Genomic DNA, 17,853 nt, shown 5'->3' with positions numbered 1-17,853 from the left:
TGCCACGATCAGATCAGCGGCTTCATCGGGAGAGAGTCGAGCGGTATCTACGATCAGATCTGCCAGGTGGAGCGACGAAGGGTCGTGACTCGACATCAGTTCCCTCAGCCGAGCGATCATCGCCGGTCAGCTTGTGGTGCCGCCTGCGGGATTCGTTGGCGAGGCGTCGTTCGAGTTCTTCCGGCGGGGCGTCAACCCGGACGCGCTGTGCCCATCAGGTCGGCGAAGTTGGCCCGATAGAACCGGTCCCGAACGGCCTCCGGTGCGTCGCCCAGCGACGCCTCGAAACGTTCGATCGGCCGCCGGCCGCCCTCGACGTGCGGGTAGTCGGAGGAGAACATGCATACCTCCGGGCCCGACTGTTCGACGATCCAGCCGACGTCCTCGGTGGGGTACGGCGTGAAGCGCATCTGCCGGGTGACGTACTCGGTCGGCCGCAGCGACAAGGCCCGTAGCCGTTCCTCGTGGCGAGCGAACGCCTCGAACGCCGACTCCATTTGCCGGGTCCACGACGGCACCCAGATGGCGCCCTGCTCGATCACGCCCACCCTCAGCTCGCTAAAGCGCTCGAACACCCCATCGAAGATCATCGTGGCGATGCTCTGGGCCGGCGGATGGGGGATGCCCAGGTAGTCGACCGAGCGGAAGTTCTCCTCGCCGCCGTGAAAGTCGGGTGGCACCGGTAGGCCGTTGTTGAAGTAGTTCGGGTCGATCAGGTCGCCGGTGCCGCCGACATGGAACACGATCGGGATGCCCGCCTCCTCGGCCTGGGCCCACACCGGATCGAGCCCGGTGTGGCTGGGCGAGTGTCCCGGCGGACAGCCCGACGCCACCAGCAGCGCCGCGGCGCCGGCGTCGATCGCCTCGGCGGCCATTGCCTCCGCTCGGTCGAAGTCGGCGAGCGGGACGTAACAGGTGGGCAGCAACCGGGGATCGACCGAGCAGAACTCGATCATCCCCCGGTTGTGTGCCCGGGCTGCGCCGTAGGCCAAGTCGAGGTCGGCGCCGTGCTCCCAGTCGTGGAGGCGGCGGTTGTGAAAGGTGTTGAACACCAGCTGGCTGGAGAAGCCCAAGAGGTCGAGGGCCCGTGGCCGATCGTCGGCGATGAACGAGCCGGTTGCGGCGAAGTTCTTGCGGGCCATTACCTCGGCCTGCTCATCGGCGCGGTACCCATCGGACGCATGCCGCTCGGCCAGCCGCTCGAACGCCTCCCCAAGGTCGCGTTGCTGATCCGCCGGGTCCCCGGTCTGGCGCAGCTCGTTGCCGCCCGGATAGCTCAGCGGCTCGATCCGGCTGCGAATTTCCGGGTCGGCGTAGTCACCGAGCCACGTCGGTGTCTCCATGATGTGCGCGTCCGCGTCGTGGATAACCCGCGTGTCGTTGTACGGCATCGTCCCCCCTTGCCATTGCACATTGCTCGCTCAACCACGTCAGTCTGACCCCCACGACGGCGTTCTGCCCCAGCCACCGGTCAGGGCATGCCGGTGATCATGGCCAAGACGTCGAGGATCTGATGACTCACGACAGCACCGATCCTGCCGTCGGTGGCACTGCAGCGTTCGACGGCTACTGCGCGCATTTGCTCCACCAGCGCGGTCGAACGTTGGGTGAGGCCGTTGACGTCATCGGGGACGACATCGATGTGGCTGGGAAACACCCGACGGGCGTAGGTGAGCGGCACGACAAACACCGTCGTCGGCCGATAACGGAGGAACCCGTCTGCGGTGACAACAACAGCCGGCCTCGTAAACCCGGCCTCCGAGCCGATCGGTGTTCCGAAGTCCACCTCAACAACGTCACCGGCGTTCACTCCGTGCTGCCAAGGTCGGCGTCGAGCCACTCTCCTCGTTCACGCTGGTAGCTCGCCCAAGCATCTGGGTCGCTCCGGAGCCGATCCTCGGCGTCCGCCATCCGCCGGTAGAAGTCATCCCGACGCAGTGCCTCGAGAGCGGCATCCAACGTTGCGGCCAACGAGGCATTTCGTTGCTCGGCGAGCGTGCGCAGGCGTGATCGCTGGTCGATGCTCACCCGAATGGTCGTAGACTTGGAAGTCATACAAACAGTCTACGACCGTGCCCTGTGCTCACGTCGCCGATCGAGCTTCCGCGAACCACCCGCCAGGCACCAAACTGTTGGCGCACGCCAAGACAGACGGCCGCCAGCCAGCGGTGAGGAGATCACATGAGCGGTGGCCTGTTTGGGCTTCTCGACGACATCGCAGCGCTGGCCAAGCTGGCTGCGGCGTCAATCGACGACGTCGGCGCAGCGGCCGGGCGGGCAAGCGGTAAGGCCGCCGGCGTCGTCGTCGACGACACCGCGGTCACCCCTGCCTACGTTCAGGGGCTGGCCGCCGACCGCGAGTTGCCGGTCATCAAGAAGATCGCCACCGGTTCGCTTCGCAACAAACTGCTGATCATCCTGCCGGCGGCGCTGATCCTCAGCGAGTTTGTCCCGATCCTCGTCGAGATCATCCTGATGTTCGGCGGTGCCTACCTGGCATTCGAGGGCGCCGAGAAAATCCACCACCGCTTCAGCACCCACTCCGAAGAGGGCGACGACGCTGCCGACCTGGAAATGGCTGCAACAGAATCCGGACCCGAGCTTGAGGAGAAGACGGTCAAGAGCGCCGTCCGCACCGACTTCATCCTCTCGGCCGAGATCATGGTGATCGCCCTCAAGGAAGTGATCGACGAAGGCTTCGTGTCACGGGCGATCATCATGGCCATCGTCGCCGTGGCGATCACGCTGCTGGTGTACGGCGTCGTGGCGCTGATCGTGAAGATGGACGACGTCGGCCTCAGCCTGGCCCAGCGATCGGGCAGCGTCTCGCAAAAGGTGGGTCGGGGGTTGGTCAACGCCATGCCGAAGCTGCTCACCGTCCTGTCGACCGTTGGCATCGCCGCCATGATCTGGGTCGGTGGCCACATCCTGCTGGTCGGCACCGACGAGTTGGGCTGGCACAGCCCATACGAGTTCGTGCACTCGCTGGAGGAGCCGGCCGGCAACGTCGCCGGCATCGGCGGGGTGCTGTCGTGGTCGGTCAACACCTTGGCATCCGCGCTCATCGGCCTGGCGGTCGGCTTCCTCATCGTCGCCGTCGTGACGAAGGTCAAGGGAGCCCAGGCCGACAACGCGACGGCCGTACACTGACAGCGGCCGGGACGCGTCTCGATGAAGGAGCGGCTTCCCATGAACCCAGGCGACGGTCCTCACATGTTCCAGGCCACCGGCGCCTCCTACGACGCCTTCATGGGCCGCTACTCCGCCGCGCTGGCGCCCAAGTTCATCGCAACGTTGGCCCTGAAGCCGGGTCAGCGGGCCCTCGACGTCGGTTGCGGCCCGGGTGCGCTGACCGCTGCCCTCGTCGTAGCCCTTGGCGCGTCAGCGGTCTCGGCCTGCGACCCCTCGCCCGGTTTCGTCGCTGAGTGCGCCGCTCGCAACCCCGGCGTCGACGTCCATCAGGGTCGGGCTGAGGCCATTCCGTTTCCCGATGCCCACTTCGATGTTGCCGCCACCCAGCTGGTCCTTCACTTCGTGGGTGATTCCCAGGCTGCAAGCTCCGAACTGCATCGGGTCGTGCGTCCGGGAGGCATGATCGGCGCATGTGTCTGGGACGCAGATCACGGCATGGAGATGCTGGGAGCGTTCTGGGATGCTGCGCTCGAATTCGATCCAGACGTGCACGACACGATCCGCACCCTCCGCTTGGGTCGTCCAGGCGAGATCGCCGCACTCTTCGCCGCGGCCGGGCTCACCGACATCACCGAGACCACGATCGAAGTACGCAGCACCTATCGCGATTTCGACGAAGTCTGGGCCGGGTTCCAAGCGGGCATCGGCCCCGCAGGCGCCTACTGCACCACTCTTCCAACCCGGCAACAGACCCTGCTCCGCGATCGCATGTACACGCAGCTCGGAGCGCCCACCGGAACCGTCACGCTCGCAGCCGTCGCCCGAAGCGTGACCGCTACGCGTCCGAGTGACATCTAGCCGCGATGGAACCCGTGAAAGGCTGACAGGCCATGACGAAGATCGTGGTGTATTCGATGGCGTACCGGGGCGACGTCTTTCCGTACGTTCCGATCGCCTCAGGCCTCGCTCGAGCGGGCCACGACGTGGTCTTCGTTGTGCCGGAGGAATACCACACGATTTTCGCATCCGAGCCATTCCGATGTGCGTCCTCGGGTACGGACTACGGGCCGAAGCTGCTCGACCAGCACGCTGAGTACGTGGCCCGGTGGGGCAAACGCCTCGGTGGTGGCCTCATGTTGCGCCTCTACTTTGGTGAACTCACCATCCCGTACCTGCCGCAACTTTACGCGGCGCTGGAGGCGGAGGTGGCGGACGCCGATCTGTTGTTTTCGCATCCGGCGGCCGCTGTGACCGGGTCGATGGTCGCCGAAGTCCACGACGTACCGCTGGTGGTTGGGGATCTGTTCCCCATGATCATGTTGTCCGAGTACGACCCGATCAGCTCGCTGCCCTACCTGGGCCGCCGCGTCAACCGCATGTTGATTCGTGGAGCCAGGTCCCGACTGATGGACCCCATGTTCGGCGCCAAGGGTTTTCGGGCGTTCCGAAAGCAACTCGGGTTGAGCAACGAGGATTGGAACGTGATGGACGCCCGGTTGTCGCCGCTGGCCAACCTGGCTCTGGTTCCCCCCGCCTACTACCCGCCCCGACCCGACTGGCCCGACAACTACAAGATGCTCGGGTTCACCCCATGGGAGGGGCCGGATGGGGGGCGGCTCGACAGCGAGGTGACCGAGTTTCTCGACGCGGGTGACGCTCCCGTCGTGGTGACCCTGGGGACCAGTGCCGCATCGGCGAATTCGCAGGTCTTCGACCAGGCTCTCGCCGCACTCGATTCCCTCCAGGAACGAGCGGTGGTCCTTGCGTCCAACGACGCGCTCGCTGCGCATCTCACCGAACGCGCCGGGCCCCGGCACCTCGTTCGCCCGTTCATCCCGCTCGCCCCGCTACTCGGTCGATCCAAGGCCATCGTTCACTCCGGTGCTCACGGAACGAACAGCCTCGCGCTCCTCGCAGGCGTCCCGTCCGTGGTGGTCCCCTGCCTCTACGACCAGGTCGCGCACGGGCGTCGCCAACAGGAACTCGGCACGGGCGCCTGGGTGCGCAAGGACCGCGATCTGGCAGCGGCCGTGGCAGCAGTCCTCGACCCCGCCAACGGATACTTCGAGAGCACAAGCATTCTCCGAGCTGATCTCCAAGGAGGACGGCACCGCCCGGGCGATCACCGAGATCGAGCGCATCCTGCACTCGACAGCGTCTTGACCCACTCGGCTCACCCTGAAGGCCGGGTCGGTCCCCGCACTACCGCACCGAGAAGGAAGTCGCGCTCCCACACCCGTCGACCGCTGTACTCTCAAACCTGATGAGCGAACTCTCCACCTTGGATCTCCCGCTGTACAGCGTGGCGTTGGCCGCTGATTACCTCAGGATGCCCAAGACAACGCTCGGCTATTGGTTGGAAGGTGGCACACGAAAGGGCGTGAAGTATGAGCCCGTCGTGCGAACCGCACCGACCGGAAGCCCCAACCTCACCTGGGGTGAGTTCGTCGAGTGCTGGTATGTGCGGCAATACCGCCGAGTCCACGACGTTCCCATGGCGGATATCCGGCGCTTAATTGAACGGCTTCGAGAGGAGCTCAACCTCAGCTACCCGTTGGCCCACAAGAAGCCGTTCGTTGCTCCTGGAAAGAAGCTGGCGTTGAAGATCCAGGACGACAGCCAGCTCAGTCACCGCGCGTGGTTGGTCGTCACCGAGCCCGACGGCCAGCTTGGCCTGTCGACAATTGCCGAGGACTTTTTCAGCAAGGTCGACTTCGCGGACGGAGACGGCCCTGCAATTCGAATCTCGCCCAACGGACGCGAGTCACCGGTTGCGATCCAGCCGGACGTGGCATTCGGTGCTCCGCATGTGTCCGGCATTCGCACCGAGAATCTCGCTGAACTGGTCGACGCTGGCGAAGAGATCGACGTCGTCGCAGAAGACTTCGGTTTGACCGAGGCCGAGCTCCGAGCGGCACTGGCCTACGAGTGGCATCGGCCCCTGGCCTCCGCCGCATAGGACGAGGTGTCCAAGCCCAAACCGGCAAAAAGTTCTGTCTCGCTTACTCAGTGACGGGCTGCACCGAACTCCGAAACTCAGGGAGGAGGAGCCCAACGCCAGGTTTCGAGGTCCCAGGAACTCCAGGAGGTCTGCCCTTCGATGGCTGGGTGCTTCGGTCTTCAGCTGATGAGCTGTCTTCGTGTGAAGCGCCAAGAGATCGTCCTTGCTGAGCGTGGACAGCCACGACTCCAGCAGCGCCGGTCCCATACCCGACCGCACGAAAAACCTCCACGCGGTCGGGCGCCGTAGCGTTCAGTCAGCCACCCAGCGAGCGTCTCATCGTCGGCCGCGTCCACCTGCCGGTGTTCGTCGTCCCGGTCGGCAAGCAGCGCCCGCTTGAGGTCGACGGGTACGGCGCTCCAGCTGAAGGTCCGACGACTCTTTGGTTGCTTCGTCTGATCACTCACCCGTCTCTCCCGTTCCCAGGCCGCGTTTTCCGCCAGCTGTCGACCTTGGGCGCTGCCGGTGTGGTCGAGGCCCATGAGCTGAGCCAGCGGCCCAAACCCTTCGTGGTGACGCACATCGGCAAACCAGTTCCAGCTGGCCGTCACCATCAACTTCTGCTGCGTGTTGATGCTCAACCAAATCGGCGCATACGAAAGCCCATGGGGTGAGATGTAGATCCCGCCTCCCGGGAAACTCGCCGCAATAGAACGGTTCCTTCTCGCCCAACTGCTCCAAGTCCTCAACTCGCTTGAAGAGTTCCGTCGCACGGGCCCGGTCATCGTCGCTGGCGAGGGCAGCGAGGAACGTTTCGACGGTCCAGCGGACCACTCGATCCGATTTGCGGGCCTTCGCCTCCGCTATCTCCCCACCAAAGTCGAGGGTATAAGGATCTCGACGTCACCGTGCTTGGCGTAGGACAACTGGAGGGACGTGTCGTGCGCCAGTTGGTAGGGACCACTTTGGGGGGTTTGCGCCACCTGGTATGGACCACCTTTGCGCCAGCTGAAAGGGACCACTTGGTGGGGGGTCTTCCGGGGTCGGTGTCCTAGACGCTGAACTGCCGTCGTTGCGTCTACGACCCGAAAGGCGGCGCTCAGTGGCATACCGGGAGGTTGCGGTGTTTGAAGTGCGCGAGGTGTTGAGGTTGTGGCTGGCTTGTCTGGCGTTCCGGAGGATCGCAGAGATGGTGCGGTGCGACCGTAAAACGGTGACGAAGATCGTGCGGATCGCTGAGGCCCACGGGCTGGTTCGCACCGACAGTCCGGACAGGTTGACCGACGATTTTGTGGGTGGGGTGTTTACTGAGATGGCCCCGAAGGTTCCGGATCGTCACGGTGAAGCGTGGAACGAGCTGGTTGGCCACGGGGAGAAGTTGGAGGACTGGCACAACGATGACGTGCCAGCGAAGAAGATGGTCGAGTTGCTGGGCCGCCAGGGTGTGGTTGTCCCGGAGCGGACGTTGAACCGCTATTTGGCAGCAGAGTTCGGGACACCAGAGCGGTCGACGGTCCCCGTTGATGGTGAGCCGGGGGTGGAGTTGCAGGTCGATTTCGGTGAGCTGGGCCGGATGTTCGACGAGGAGACCGGCAAGAAACGTCGGGTGTGGGCGTTGGTGTTCACCGCTGGGGTGTCGCGCCACACGTTTGTGTGGTTGTCGTTCAACCAGAACCTTGGGACGGTGATCGACGGGTGCGAGGCGGCGTGGCAGTTCTTCGGCGGGGTGTTCAAGGTGTTGGTCCCCGACAACATGGCGACGGTGGTGACGAAGGCCGACGCGTTGGATCCGGTGTTGAACGTGGCGTTCGTCGAATACGCCCAATCGCGGGGGTTCCTGATCGACCCCGCACGTGTGCGGGCGCCGCAGGATAAAGGGCGGGTGGAACGGGCTGTCCAGTTCGTGCAGACGTCGTTTTGGGCGGGTGAGGACTTCGGCTGTTTGGTCGAGGCGCAGACCGCAGCGGAGCTGTGGTGTGCCTCCCGGGCAGGGCTCCGCACCCATGGGTCGACCCAGGCGCAGCCGGCGGTGGTGTTCGCTGAGGTCGAAGCACCGGTGCTGTTGCCGGCACCGATGGAGCGTTACGACGTGCCGCTCTACAAGACCGCGAAGGTTCACCGGGACCATCACATCCAGGTCGCCAAATCGTTGTACTCCGTGCCGGGCGATCTGATCGGCACGACTGTCGACGTGCGCGCTGACAAGGCGCTGGTGAAGATCTTCTCGGGCGGCCAGTTGGTGAAGGTCCACCCCCGCCAGAAACCGGGGGCAAGGGTCACCGACCCCGCCGATCTGCCGTCGGAGATCACCGACTACGCAATGCGCGACATCGACTCCCAGATCCGCCGGGCCTACACCCACGGGCAACACGTCGGGGTGTTCGCCGAGGTGATCCTGGACGGACCGCTGCCCTGGACGAGGATGCGTCACGTCTACAAGCTGCTGCGCACCTGTGACCGTTACGGCGCTGATCGGGTCAACGCTGCGTGTGAGCGGGCTGTTGATGCCGGGGCGACGTCGGTGACCACCGTCGTCGGGATGGTCGAACGGGCCCTCGAAGCAGACAAAACCAAAGACGATTCGCCGCCACCGGACAACGTGATCGTCGGCAGGTTCGCCCGCGACGCCTCCCACTTCGCCACCGGCCGGAAGGTGACACGATGAGCACCACCCTCAAGCCTTCGGTGACCCCCGAGCTGACCGCGACGCTACGCCGTTTGAAGCTCGGTCAACTCGTTGACACGCTCCCCGAACGTCTCGCGTTGGCGAAGACCTCGAAGATGTCCCCGCCGAGTTCCTGCAACTGTTGTTGGCCGACGAGGTCTCCCGGCGCGACACCACCTCCGCTGCCCGGAAAGCCAAAGCAGCAGGCCTCGACGAACGCATGCGCCTCGAACACTGGGACGCCACCGCGAACGTCACCTACAACCAGGCCGTTCTCGACGAGCTCGCCAGCCTCCGGTTCGTTGACGCCGGCCAGAACGCGTTGATCATCGGACCGGTCGGTGTCGGCAAAACGTTCCTCGCCGTCGCGCTCGGGCATGTCGCGATCCGTCGGGGCCGGTCGGTTCATTTCGAACGGTCCGACCGGCTGTTCAAACGGCTCCGGATCGCCCGGCTCGACAACACCCTCGACGTCGAGCTCCGCAAACTCCTCCGGGTCGACCTGCTGATCATTGACGACTACGCCCTCACCGCCTCCGACGCTGCGGCGACCAGCGACTTCTATGACCTGGTCGTCGAACGACACCGGCGGGCATCGACGGTCATCACCTCGAACCGTGACCCGTTCGAATGGTTGGCGTTGCTCGCCGATCAGCTTCTCGCCCAGTCGGCGATCGACCGGTTCTCCTCCGCCGCGTTCGAGCTGGTCATCGACGGGGAGTCCTACCGGGACCGCCAGAAACCACAACTGTCACCGCCCGCCGACTGACAACGCCCCAACCTGCCCGGCCCTACCGATGATGCCTGTCAGCACATGCTGACAGGCATCATCGTTACCCTAAGGTGACAGCTCGATGGACCGCACCGAACGATTCCGCACCGACGCACTCGCAGCCACCATCCACGCCACTACCGCCAAGAAGGCCGCCCAACACACCCTCGACACAGCGGTCGCCCGGGCACTCCACTGGGGCGCCAGCTGGGCCGACATCGGCGAAGCTCTCGGCATAACCAGACAAGCCGCCCACCGCCACTACCGGCATCATCGTTGGGACCCCGACACCCAAACCGTCTGGACCGAACCGCCCCTCCCGCTCGGACGCAACTGACCCTCTCCAGACGCGGGCAGCACCGCCGTCCAGACCGGTCACCACCCCAGGTTCTTGACGCCAACTCCGCCACCCGCCATCATCACCCCGCCGACCTCAACGACCCCTCACAAGTGGTCCCATGCAGCTGGCGCAGCCCCGGTCCCTTTCAACTGGCGCATGACAGGACGTGACCCGAACCTCGGGGGCCGTCACTTGGTTGAGGTACTCCACCAAGCGACGGAGGTCGCTGTCGATCTTGTCGACCGCCAGGCACAGGTCAATGCGACCTTCGGTGATGCTGGCACGAAGGGCTTCGAGAGCTTCTGCATCGAGTTCGACAGCAAGATCCTTTCCGGCGCACCGCTCCCAAGACGCAAGAAACGCGTCGGCGCCGTCCAGCCAGATCGCTGCGGCGTAGTCGATCACCTGGCCGATCACCATGCGACGTCGCTCACTGTTGGAGGCGAGCTTGCACTCGACCACCGTGATCGAGCCATTCCGGCCGACCACACAGACATCGACGAATCCACCGGCAGTGGGCAACTCGATGGCCGTCAACGGTGCAGCATCAACCCCCGGAATCTGGGATGGATCGGCCGCCAGAATCTCTTGTAGGTGGGCCTCGTTCTCGTACGCAGACGATTCCGGCTCAGCCCATGCTGAACCAGCGCGCCGAACCAGAAGTTTGCGGTCCTCGTTCAACTGATTCCCCCTGCTGAGACGTGTAAGAACAACCATATTCGTCCTCGGGAATGACCACACCAACAACGCCGGTCTGGCCCGAGAGGCCAATTGTCCCCAGTATTCGATAAGCTCATACTCATGGGTGCTGTGGATGACAAGGCGATCGGTCGGCGTGTTAGAGATGCCCGAAGGAAGACCGGGTTCACGCAGGGGGACCTTGGACAGATGGCGGGGCTCAACCAATCGAAGATCTCGTTGATCGAAAGCGGTGAGCGCCGTCTCTCCACGGTGGAGATGGCCGACATCGCCGCGATGCTGCACATCGACCCGCTCGACCTGCTGGAGGACGACTCGCTCTTGCAGGTGTCGGTCGCTGCCCGCGCCCACTCCAACGGCGACATCACCGCTGGGAGCGATTCTGCATTGGGCATACTCCGAACAATGCGGATGCTGGAGCGCGACGGACTGTCGCCGGGGTTCGGATCCCCACCTTCGATCGCGGACATGCCGAAGGAGCAAAGCCGCCTGGCCGCGACAAAGGTTCGTGAGCACCTGGGGCTCGGCCTCGACCCGGTACCCGACCTGTTGGAGGCTTGCGCCGAAGTTGGTCTCGCAGTTCGCTACGAGCCCTTTGACGACGACTTCGACGGTGTCTGCGTCAGCGACGCCAACAACGCCGTTGCTGTGGTCAACACCACTGGAAGGCGTGGCGGGAGGCAACGCTTCACTCTTGCCCACGAGCTTGGGCACTGGGTGCTCGGCCACCTCAACGGTGGGCCGTGCATCGACATCGATGTCACCAAGGAAAAGGGACACGACGAGCAGGAAGCCAACCGCTTTGCCAGCGAGTTTCTGCTGCCTCCTGTGGTCGTTTCCGACGTTCAGAACGCCAAGCAGGCAGTGCAGTTTGCCTACTCATACGGGCTCAGCAAGGAAGCGATGGCCGTGGCCCTCGAACGGGAACGCAAGCCAGACGTCGCTCGCGAGCTCCGATCGAAATCGGCGATAGACCTGGCCAGCGATGCAGATCGCCTGGACAAGTACCGAGCCGACAGCGACGCTCAGGGACGAATGGGAATCACGGTCCGGCTTGAACAGGCGGTGCGCTCCGCCGTCGAAGCGGGGGCACTGTCGGCCCGTCGAGCTGCGGCGACGATCCCAGACTTCGACGACTCCGGCGCCTGACGCACCGTGGAGATCGTGGTGGACACCGGGCCGTTGTGGACGTTCGCCCAAGTTGGACGTCTGGACCTACTCGGCGTTCGGATCGCCCACCGAATGATCTGGACCGGCGCCGTACACAGTGAGATTGACCGAAATGTTCAGAATCACGCGTTCCTGGCTGACGTTCTGGACCTGGAGTGGCTGCCCGAACCGGTGCAACTCGAGGGGCCGCTGGCACTCCGTGCATTTGAGGTCCGCGCTGGTCTCAGCGCACCGCGTGATCACCCGAACGAACACTTGGGAGAAGCCGAGTCGATTGTCCTGGCGCTGGATCGTGGCGCTGAAGCGTTTCTCACAGCAGACCGGGATGCCGCCAGACGTGCGAAGTTCGATCGAGTCAAGGTGATATGGCCCACCGACGTTGTAGTGGAACTTGTGCACATGGATGACATCAGGCAACCCGAAGCGGAGGCTCTGATCCAGCAGATGAAGGCTGCTGACCGGATACCTTACGATTTCGATCTGCGTTCAGCTCTCGCCTGAGTTTCCCATCGTCAGGAACTCCGAGTCGCATCTATATGTTGTAAGCCGCACGCGACGACGGACCCTCACCCAGGAGCGACGCTCTCGGATAAGGGCCCGTTGGGAACGGCGTGGAGCCGAACTCAGTCGGTCGCGTCGCGCAACGCCTTCACCTGATCATGGGCAGCTTGCACCGCAGCCATTTGGCGCCGGAGCACTTCCTCAAGCATTGGTGAAACGTCGTCCTCAAGAGCCTCGCTGTACTCGCTGACGGTGTGGTCCTCACCCTGTTCGGCGGCGTCGAGCACGCCGTCCGGGTCGGACCCGGACAGAGCGTCCTTGACGGCCATCCAGCCACGATGGATCTTGCCCTTGACAGAGCCGTGCTCCTCGACCTCGTCGCCGTAGGCAGCAGCCATCGCCGTGAGCTCAGCGGCGAAACCGGCCCGCTGCTCTGAGAACTCACGGAACATGGGGGCCAGGTCCGCCCGGTTGGAGTCGGCCAGCTTGTCCGCAGCGTGAGCGAACCCCTTCTTGCCGTCCTCAAGTAATTCGACGATGTTCTTGGTCACCCGGGCGTCGTTGGACATACGCACTCCTCGTGTTGGTGGAGGACAGTTGTACCCGTCAGCATCAACGACAAAACGCAGCACCCCAAATTCTTACTCATCCGAGAGTCGCCACCTCCGGCAGTCGGAGATGGCGACCCGACGGTTGGGGCGACGGCTGCGCGGGTAGGTGTGGTCTACCAGGCGAGTGCTTGGAGGAATCGATATCGACGCGCTGACAGGTGAGAACGACGATCGCATCGACCACGTCGTGCTGCGGCCACGCGCACCCTTTCGCCTCGACCTGACCGCCTGGGCGTTGCGGCGCCGCAAACGCAACCAGATCGACCGCTGGGACGGCACCTACCGGCGAGCACTCCTCGCCGGAGATCGGGCGGTGACCGTCGAGATCGAACAGTGCGGCGGGCCCGACGACCCGTGCCTAATCATCAGAAGCCTGACCGGGGGCTTTCGCTCGGCGGAAGAACGCCACTCGATAGAAACTCAGCTGGTGCGCATGCTGGGCACGAACATCGACCTGGGCGGGTTCTACGCACTGGCCGACGAGGATGCCCTGGTCGGGCCGCTCGCCGACCGCCTCCGCGGGGTGAAACCGCCGCGGTTTCCCTCGCTGTTCGAGGCGCTCGTCAACGCAATCGCCAACCAACAGCTCTCCCTCGAGGTCGGGATCGAACTGCTCAACCGCATCACCGAACGCTTCGGCGAGCACCCGGCAGATGGCCACGGTCTCATCGCCTTTCCCGAACCCGCAGCCGTGCTGGGCGGGTCGATCCACGACCTGCGTGAGCTGGGATTCAGCATGCGCAAGGCGGAGTACGTCATGGACTGCGCCCACGCCGTGCTGACCGGCGCTATCGACGAGGCGACGCTGGAAGTTGCCGACCGGGCGACGGCGACCGATTTGCTCACCGGGCTTCGGGGGATCGGGCGCTGGTCGGCGGAGTACGTCGTGCTGCGGGGTCTTGGCAGCATCGACGTGTTTCCGGCCGACGATGTCGGGGCCCGCAACAAACTCCAGCGGTTCTTTGCGCTCCCGACACCGCCGGATCGCAAACAGATCCTGACGCTGATGGAGCCTTGGGCGCCCTACGCCGGGATGATGTACTTCCACATGCTGCTCGACGGGCTGGCCGAGCGGGGCGACATCCACCCGTGAGGACAGGTTGGATCGGCGGTAACCGGGCGCCGAGCCAAAGCGTGAACTCATTCCGCCCGGCACGGCAGTGGTCCTCCCTGGAATACTGACAGCCATGACAAACGCTGATACAGCCAAGGTTGACGCCGCCCTCGACGCCTTGCTGGCCGAGCACGACCCGACGACCGAAGGCTACGAGGAGTTCCGGGGGCACCAGTTCGATGCGGGGCTGGCCTGGGTGCAATACCCGGAGGGCAACGGCGGGCTGGGTGTGGCACCCCAGCTGCAGCAGAACGTCAACCGGCGACTGTCCGAAGCGGGCGCACCACCGATGGACCTGTCCCAGTTCTTCATCGCCCTGGCCGCGCCGACGATCCTTACCCACGGTTCCGACGAGGTGAAGCAGCGCTTCCTGCGCCCGATGTTTACCGGCGAGGAGAAGTGGTGCCAGCTGTTCTCCGAGCCCGGCGCCGGGTCGGACTTTGCCGGCCTGGGCACCAAGGCGATCAAGGACGGCGACGAGTGGCTGATCAACGGCCAGAAGGTGTGGAACACCCTCGCCCACATCGCCGACTGGGGCATGCTGGTCGCCCGCACCGACCCCCAGGCCCGCAAGCACCGCGGCATGACCTACTTCGCCCTCGACATGAAGGCGCCCGGCGTCGACGTGCGGCCGCTGCGCCAGATCACCGGCGAGGCCGAGTTCAACGAGGTCTACATGACCGACGTGCGGGTGCCCGACGCCGACCGCATCGGCGCCGAGGGCGAGGGCTGGCGGGCCGCCCTGACCACCCTGATGAACGAGCGCACCGCCATCGGCGGAAGCGGTGGTGGCGGTAACGCGCCCAAGCCGGGCAGCGGCCCGATCGCTGAGCTGGTCAGCGCCTACACGGCCAACGCCGACACGCTCGCCCCCGGCGTCCGCGACGACGTCATGGCGCTGTACGTCCGCTCCGAGGTGCTGCGCCTGACCAACTGGCGCGCCGCCCAGGCGGCTAAGTCCGGCAACCCCGGCCCCGAGGGCTCGGTGGGCAAGGCGGTCGGCGCCATCTTGAACCAGGACATTTCCGAGGCGGTGCTCGATGTGATGGGCCCTGCCGGCCAGATCGACTACGACTTCACCTTCCGGCGTCCCACGATTGCTGCCCTCACCGGCGGAACGGCCGGCCACGCGTTTCTGCGGGCACGGGCCAACACCATCGAGGGCGGCACGACCGAGATCATGAAGAACATCCTCGGCGAACAGGTGCTGGGCCTCCCCGGTGAGCCCCGCAGCGACAAGGACATCCCCTGGATCGACGTTCCCCGCGGCTAGCCGCCCGAGGCGAACCCATCGAGGGCGACATACATCACCATCGGGAATCCAGGATTACCCAGCGGTGATGGGAATCGATTCCCAATGGTGGGTAGCCTCGCGCCCATGGAAGTAACAGTCGACAAGGTCGGTCGAGTCGTGATCCCCAAGCAGCTGCGCACGGCGTTCGGAATTGGACCCGATTCGAAGTTGACTATCCACGAAGATGGCGTCGGCATCCGCATGGAGCCTGTGGTGTCAAGGGAGCGTCGTATTGAAGAACGTGACGGCTTCCTGGTGCTTCTGGCGCCCGAGGGCGACCATGAACCAGTGACGGACGAAGTGATCAACCGACTTCGGGACGCAATGCAGCGGTGACCGGGACCCTGCGATTCGCTTGCGACACGAGCGTCGCGGTTCCAGCGCTCGACACCACCCACGCCCATCACTGCTCACGCCGATGAGCGAATCCTTCTCACCCGCGACGAGCGGGCCGAGCCGACCTACCGCCGACTTAAAATCAGCTACGAGCTGGTGACCGGACCGGCCTGAGAAGTCGGTCGCCATGGGGCATCAGTATCATCCGGTGCCGTGGGGAACAGTGAGCGTGAGATCGAGAGCCTGATCTATGCGTATGCGGAGCGATTCGATCTAGGCGACCTGGACGGCGTGGCCGCTCTGTTCTCCGACGGCCGCATCCAGGCAGCCCCAGGCGTGGTCTACGAGGGCTCCGAGCAGGTGCGCGCCATGTACGAGGCTGCGGTGCGCATCCATCCAGACGGCACGCCCCGCACCCACCACGTCACCACCAACTTGGCGGTGACCGTCGCCGACGATGGAGCGTCCGCCTCAGCGAGTTCGTACTACACGGTGTTTCAAGGCACCGACGGGCTGCCGCTGCAGGCGATCATCACCGGCCGCTATCACGACACGTTCCACCGGGTAAACGAGCGCTGGCGCTTCGACACTCGCGAGATGTTCGTCGGGCTCACCGGTACCCTCGGACATCACCTCACGTTCGAACCCTGAAGGCAGGATCACTCACATGGAACGGTTGGAGAACAAGGTTGCGTTGGTCTCGGGAGCCGCCAGCGGCATCGGCGCTGCTGTCGTTGATCGCCTCGTCGAGGAGGGCGCCACCGTCGTGGCCGCCGACATCGCCGAGATCGAGGACGGCGTCATCTGCGACGTCACCGACCCCGAATCCTGCGCTGCGGCAATCGCTGAGACGCTCGAGCGGCACGCGCAGTTGGACATCCTCGTCAACGTGGCCGGCATCGGGGCGGGCAACCGGATCGAGGACGTCACCCCGCAGGAATGGCGCAAGCTGATCGAGGTGAACCTCACCGGCACATTCTTCCTCTCCCAGGCCGCGCTGCCGGCCCTGCTCGAGACGACCGGCGCGATCGTCAACATGGCGTCGCTGTCGGGCATTCGAGGCACCCCCTACAACGCGGCCTACTCGGCATCGAAGGGCGGCGTCATCGCGCTGACCAAGTCGATGGCGGTCGAGCTGGCGTCGACGGGCGTGCGAGTGAATGCCGTGTGCCCAGGTGCGGTCAACACCCCGTTCCTGAGCGACTACCACCTGCCCGAGGACGCCGACATGACGCTGCTCCAGCGCTCGATGTCACCCATGGGGGGATTGGTCGAAGCCGTGGAGGTGGCCGCCGCCGTCGCCTACCTGGCATCGAGCGAGGCCGCCAACATCAGCGGCACCACGCTGGAGATCGACGGCGGTGCCAGCGCCTGACCCGCTTCGGCGGCGCGGCAGCGCCGTCCGAAGCGACCCGACCACCACGTCGACCTCGACGTGGGCGAGCACGTAAGCCTACGAAGGAGACGCGATGGAGTTCACCGAGGGGATGTCGAAGGTTGCCCAAGCCTTCGAGCTGGTTGGGGTGGGCATCCTGATCGTCGGGGCCGTGCTGGTTGCATGGACCACCGTCGTTGCGCTGATCCGCAAGCAGCCGGCCTACGAGCAGAGCCGGATCCGCCTGGGCCGCACCCTGCTGTTGAGCCTCGAGGTGCTGGTCGCCGCCGACGTGATCAAGACCGTGGCGGTGGAGAGCACGGTCGAGAGCGTGGTCACCCTGGGCGTGCTCGTCGTCGTGCGAACCGTGCTGAGCCTCTCGCTCGATGCCGAGGTCGATGGCATCGCTCCGTGGCGCAAGAAGAAGTTCGAGGCCGAGCAGGCCAGGGAGGCTCAAACCAAGGAACCTCCTCCGGCGTAGATCGACCGTTCATGCCAGGCGCAGGAACATCTTCTCGACCTCGTCGATCGGATAGCCGTCAGCCTCGGCGGCCTCGGGGTTGGAGATGCAGTAGGTCATCCCGGCGCTGACCAAGCGGAACCCGGTCCGCTCCAACGCCCGGTTGGCGGCAGAGATCTGGGTGACGAGGTCGCGACACTCCCGGCCGTCGTCGAGCATGCGCTCGATACCCTCGATCTGCCCACCGATGCGGCGAAGGCGCTTCCGTAGGTCGTCAACGACTTCCTCGGGCAGGTCCACCGCTACACGTTGGCGCCGCGGCGCCCGAACCAAGAACGCTTGGCAGTGGGATCACCCGCGCTTCGGGAGTGGCCCTGGCAACGATCGGCAGGGGGGACATCGCCCAACACCTGCTCGATGTGGCTACCACATCCGGCGTAGGT

The 17,853-nt window shown here is 64.9% G+C and carries 21 protein-coding genes and 1 pseudogene; 15 read left to right on the top strand and 7 right to left on the bottom strand.

Going from position 1 to position 17,853, the window contains the following annotated elements; translation table 11 throughout:
• Positions 1-191 precede the first annotated feature (191 nt).
• The 3 genes from IPN02_12215 to IPN02_12205 all read right to left on the bottom strand — a co-directional run bounded on the left by IPN02_12215 (position 192) and on the right by IPN02_12205 (position 2,055).
• On the bottom strand, positions 192-1,391 hold the full coding sequence (locus IPN02_12215; GenBank protein MBK9297572.1) for an amidohydrolase family protein: 1,200 nt from the start codon (positions 1,389-1,391) through the stop codon (positions 192-194).
• 80 nt (positions 1,392-1,471) lie between these two features.
• Positions 1,472-1,786 carry a type II toxin-antitoxin system PemK/MazF family toxin gene (locus IPN02_12210; protein MBK9297571.1) on the bottom strand — a complete coding sequence of 105 codons (315 nt, stop codon included), beginning with the start codon at positions 1,784-1,786 and terminating at the stop codon, positions 1,472-1,474.
• A gap of 20 nt (positions 1,787-1,806) precedes the next feature.
• Positions 1,807-2,055 (bottom strand): hypothetical protein, encoded by a 249-nt coding sequence (locus IPN02_12205; GenBank protein MBK9297570.1) that lies wholly within the window; start codon positions 2,053-2,055, stop codon positions 1,807-1,809.
• A 126-nt stretch (positions 2,056-2,181) separates the two neighbouring features.
• On the opposite strand from IPN02_12205, the gene IPN02_12200 reads away from it, so the two are divergent.
• The 4 genes from IPN02_12200 (at position 2,182) to IPN02_12185 (ending at position 6,091) form a co-directional block, all read left to right on the top strand.
• Positions 2,182-3,150 (top strand): DUF808 domain-containing protein, encoded by a 969-nt coding sequence (locus IPN02_12200; protein ID MBK9297569.1) that lies wholly within the window; start codon positions 2,182-2,184, stop codon positions 3,148-3,150.
• A 63-nt stretch (positions 3,151-3,213) separates the two neighbouring features.
• On the top strand, positions 3,214-3,990 hold the full coding sequence (locus IPN02_12195) for a methyltransferase domain-containing protein (protein ID MBK9297568.1): 777 nt from the start codon (positions 3,214-3,216) through the stop codon (positions 3,988-3,990).
• Positions 3,991-4,022: 32 nt separating this feature from the next.
• Positions 4,023-5,396 (top strand): glycosyltransferase family 1 protein, encoded by a 1,374-nt coding sequence (locus tag IPN02_12190; GenBank protein ID MBK9297567.1) that lies wholly within the window; start codon positions 4,023-4,025, stop codon positions 5,394-5,396.
• Positions 5,396-6,091 (top strand): DUF433 domain-containing protein, encoded by a 696-nt coding sequence (locus IPN02_12185; GenBank protein ID MBK9297566.1) that lies wholly within the window; start codon positions 5,396-5,398, stop codon positions 6,089-6,091. The genes IPN02_12190 and IPN02_12185 overlap by 1 nt, the downstream gene beginning before the upstream one ends.
• A gap of 161 nt (positions 6,092-6,252) precedes the next feature.
• Here the strand turns inward: IPN02_12185 and IPN02_12180 are convergent, their stop codons facing one another.
• The gene (locus IPN02_12180) at positions 6,253-6,714 is read right to left on the bottom strand and encodes a hypothetical protein (GenBank protein MBK9297565.1); all 462 of its coding nucleotides are present in this window, start codon (positions 6,712-6,714) and stop codon (positions 6,253-6,255) included.
• 461 nt (positions 6,715-7,175) lie between these two features.
• On the opposite strand from IPN02_12180, the gene IPN02_12175 reads away from it, so the two are divergent.
• The 3 genes and pseudogenes from IPN02_12175 (at position 7,176) to IPN02_12165 (ending at position 9,847) form a co-directional block, all read left to right on the top strand.
• Entirely contained in the window at positions 7,176-8,738 is a 1,563-nt protein-coding gene (locus IPN02_12175) for an IS21 family transposase (GenBank protein MBK9297564.1), read from the top strand.
• Positions 8,735-9,507 (top strand): annotated as a pseudogene (locus tag IPN02_12170) (ATP-binding protein). The gene IPN02_12175 and the pseudogene IPN02_12170 overlap by 4 nt, the downstream one beginning before the upstream one ends.
• Positions 9,508-9,592: 85 nt before the next feature.
• Entirely contained in the window at positions 9,593-9,847 is a 255-nt protein-coding gene (locus IPN02_12165) for a helix-turn-helix domain-containing protein (GenBank protein MBK9297563.1), read from the top strand.
• A 96-nt stretch (positions 9,848-9,943) separates the two neighbouring features.
• Here the strand turns inward: IPN02_12165 and IPN02_12160 are convergent, their stop codons facing one another.
• On the bottom strand, positions 9,944-10,756 hold the full coding sequence (locus tag IPN02_12160) for a hypothetical protein (protein MBK9297562.1): 813 nt from the start codon (positions 10,754-10,756) through the stop codon (positions 9,944-9,946).
• On the opposite strand from IPN02_12160, the gene IPN02_12155 reads away from it, so the two are divergent.
• Both IPN02_12155 and IPN02_12150 read left to right on the top strand, forming a co-directional pair.
• Positions 10,652-11,698 (top strand): ImmA/IrrE family metallo-endopeptidase, encoded by a 1,047-nt coding sequence (locus IPN02_12155; GenBank protein MBK9297561.1) that lies wholly within the window; start codon positions 10,652-10,654, stop codon positions 11,696-11,698. The two genes, IPN02_12160 and IPN02_12155, sit on opposite strands and share 105 nt — an antisense overlap.
• Before the next feature lie 6 nt (positions 11,699-11,704).
• Complete coding sequence (locus IPN02_12150) at positions 11,705-12,220, top strand: hypothetical protein (GenBank protein ID MBK9297560.1); 516 nt, start codon at positions 11,705-11,707, stop codon at positions 12,218-12,220.
• Between the two features lie 122 nt (positions 12,221-12,342).
• On the opposite strand, the gene IPN02_12145 is transcribed toward IPN02_12150, so the two are convergent.
• A complete protein-coding gene (locus tag IPN02_12145) occupies positions 12,343-12,789 on the bottom strand; it encodes a PA2169 family four-helix-bundle protein (GenBank protein MBK9297559.1) in 447 nt (148 codons plus the stop codon).
• A gap of 166 nt (positions 12,790-12,955) precedes the next feature.
• On the opposite strand from IPN02_12145, the gene IPN02_12140 reads away from it, so the two are divergent.
• The 6 genes from IPN02_12140 (at position 12,956) to IPN02_12115 (ending at position 17,431) form a co-directional block, all read left to right on the top strand.
• Positions 12,956-13,924 (top strand): DNA-3-methyladenine glycosylase 2 family protein, encoded by a 969-nt coding sequence (locus tag IPN02_12140; protein MBK9297558.1) that lies wholly within the window; start codon positions 12,956-12,958, stop codon positions 13,922-13,924.
• A 94-nt stretch (positions 13,925-14,018) separates the two neighbouring features.
• Positions 14,019-15,218, top strand: a complete 1,200-nt coding sequence (locus tag IPN02_12135; protein MBK9297557.1) for an acyl-CoA dehydrogenase family protein — start codon at positions 14,019-14,021, stop codon at positions 15,216-15,218.
• Between the two features lie 105 nt (positions 15,219-15,323).
• The gene (locus IPN02_12130) at positions 15,324-15,575 is read left to right on the top strand and encodes an AbrB/MazE/SpoVT family DNA-binding domain-containing protein (protein ID MBK9297556.1); all 252 of its coding nucleotides are present in this window, start codon (positions 15,324-15,326) and stop codon (positions 15,573-15,575) included.
• 213 nt (positions 15,576-15,788) lie between these two features.
• Positions 15,789-16,226 (top strand): nuclear transport factor 2 family protein, encoded by a 438-nt coding sequence (locus tag IPN02_12125; GenBank protein MBK9297555.1) that lies wholly within the window; start codon positions 15,789-15,791, stop codon positions 16,224-16,226.
• A gap of 16 nt (positions 16,227-16,242) precedes the next feature.
• Positions 16,243-16,950: an SDR family oxidoreductase gene (locus IPN02_12120; protein MBK9297554.1), complete on the top strand. Its 708-nt coding sequence runs from the start codon at positions 16,243-16,245 to the stop codon at positions 16,948-16,950.
• A 94-nt stretch (positions 16,951-17,044) separates the two neighbouring features.
• The gene (locus IPN02_12115) at positions 17,045-17,431 is read left to right on the top strand and encodes a DUF1622 domain-containing protein (protein ID MBK9297553.1); all 387 of its coding nucleotides are present in this window, start codon (positions 17,045-17,047) and stop codon (positions 17,429-17,431) included.
• Between the two features lie 9 nt (positions 17,432-17,440).
• Here IPN02_12115 and IPN02_12110 read toward each other — a convergent pair whose 3' ends face one another.
• Complete coding sequence (locus IPN02_12110) at positions 17,441-17,710, bottom strand: metal-sensitive transcriptional regulator (GenBank protein ID MBK9297552.1); 270 nt, start codon at positions 17,708-17,710, stop codon at positions 17,441-17,443.
• Positions 17,711-17,853 lie beyond the last annotated feature (143 nt).

The organism is Candidatus Microthrix subdominans (genome assembly GCA_016719385.1).
GTDB lineage: Bacteria > Actinomycetota > Acidimicrobiia > Acidimicrobiales > Microtrichaceae > Microthrix > Microthrix subdominans.
Note: the sequence above shows the minus strand (reverse complement) of the source record. Positions and strands in the feature narration are given on the sequence as shown.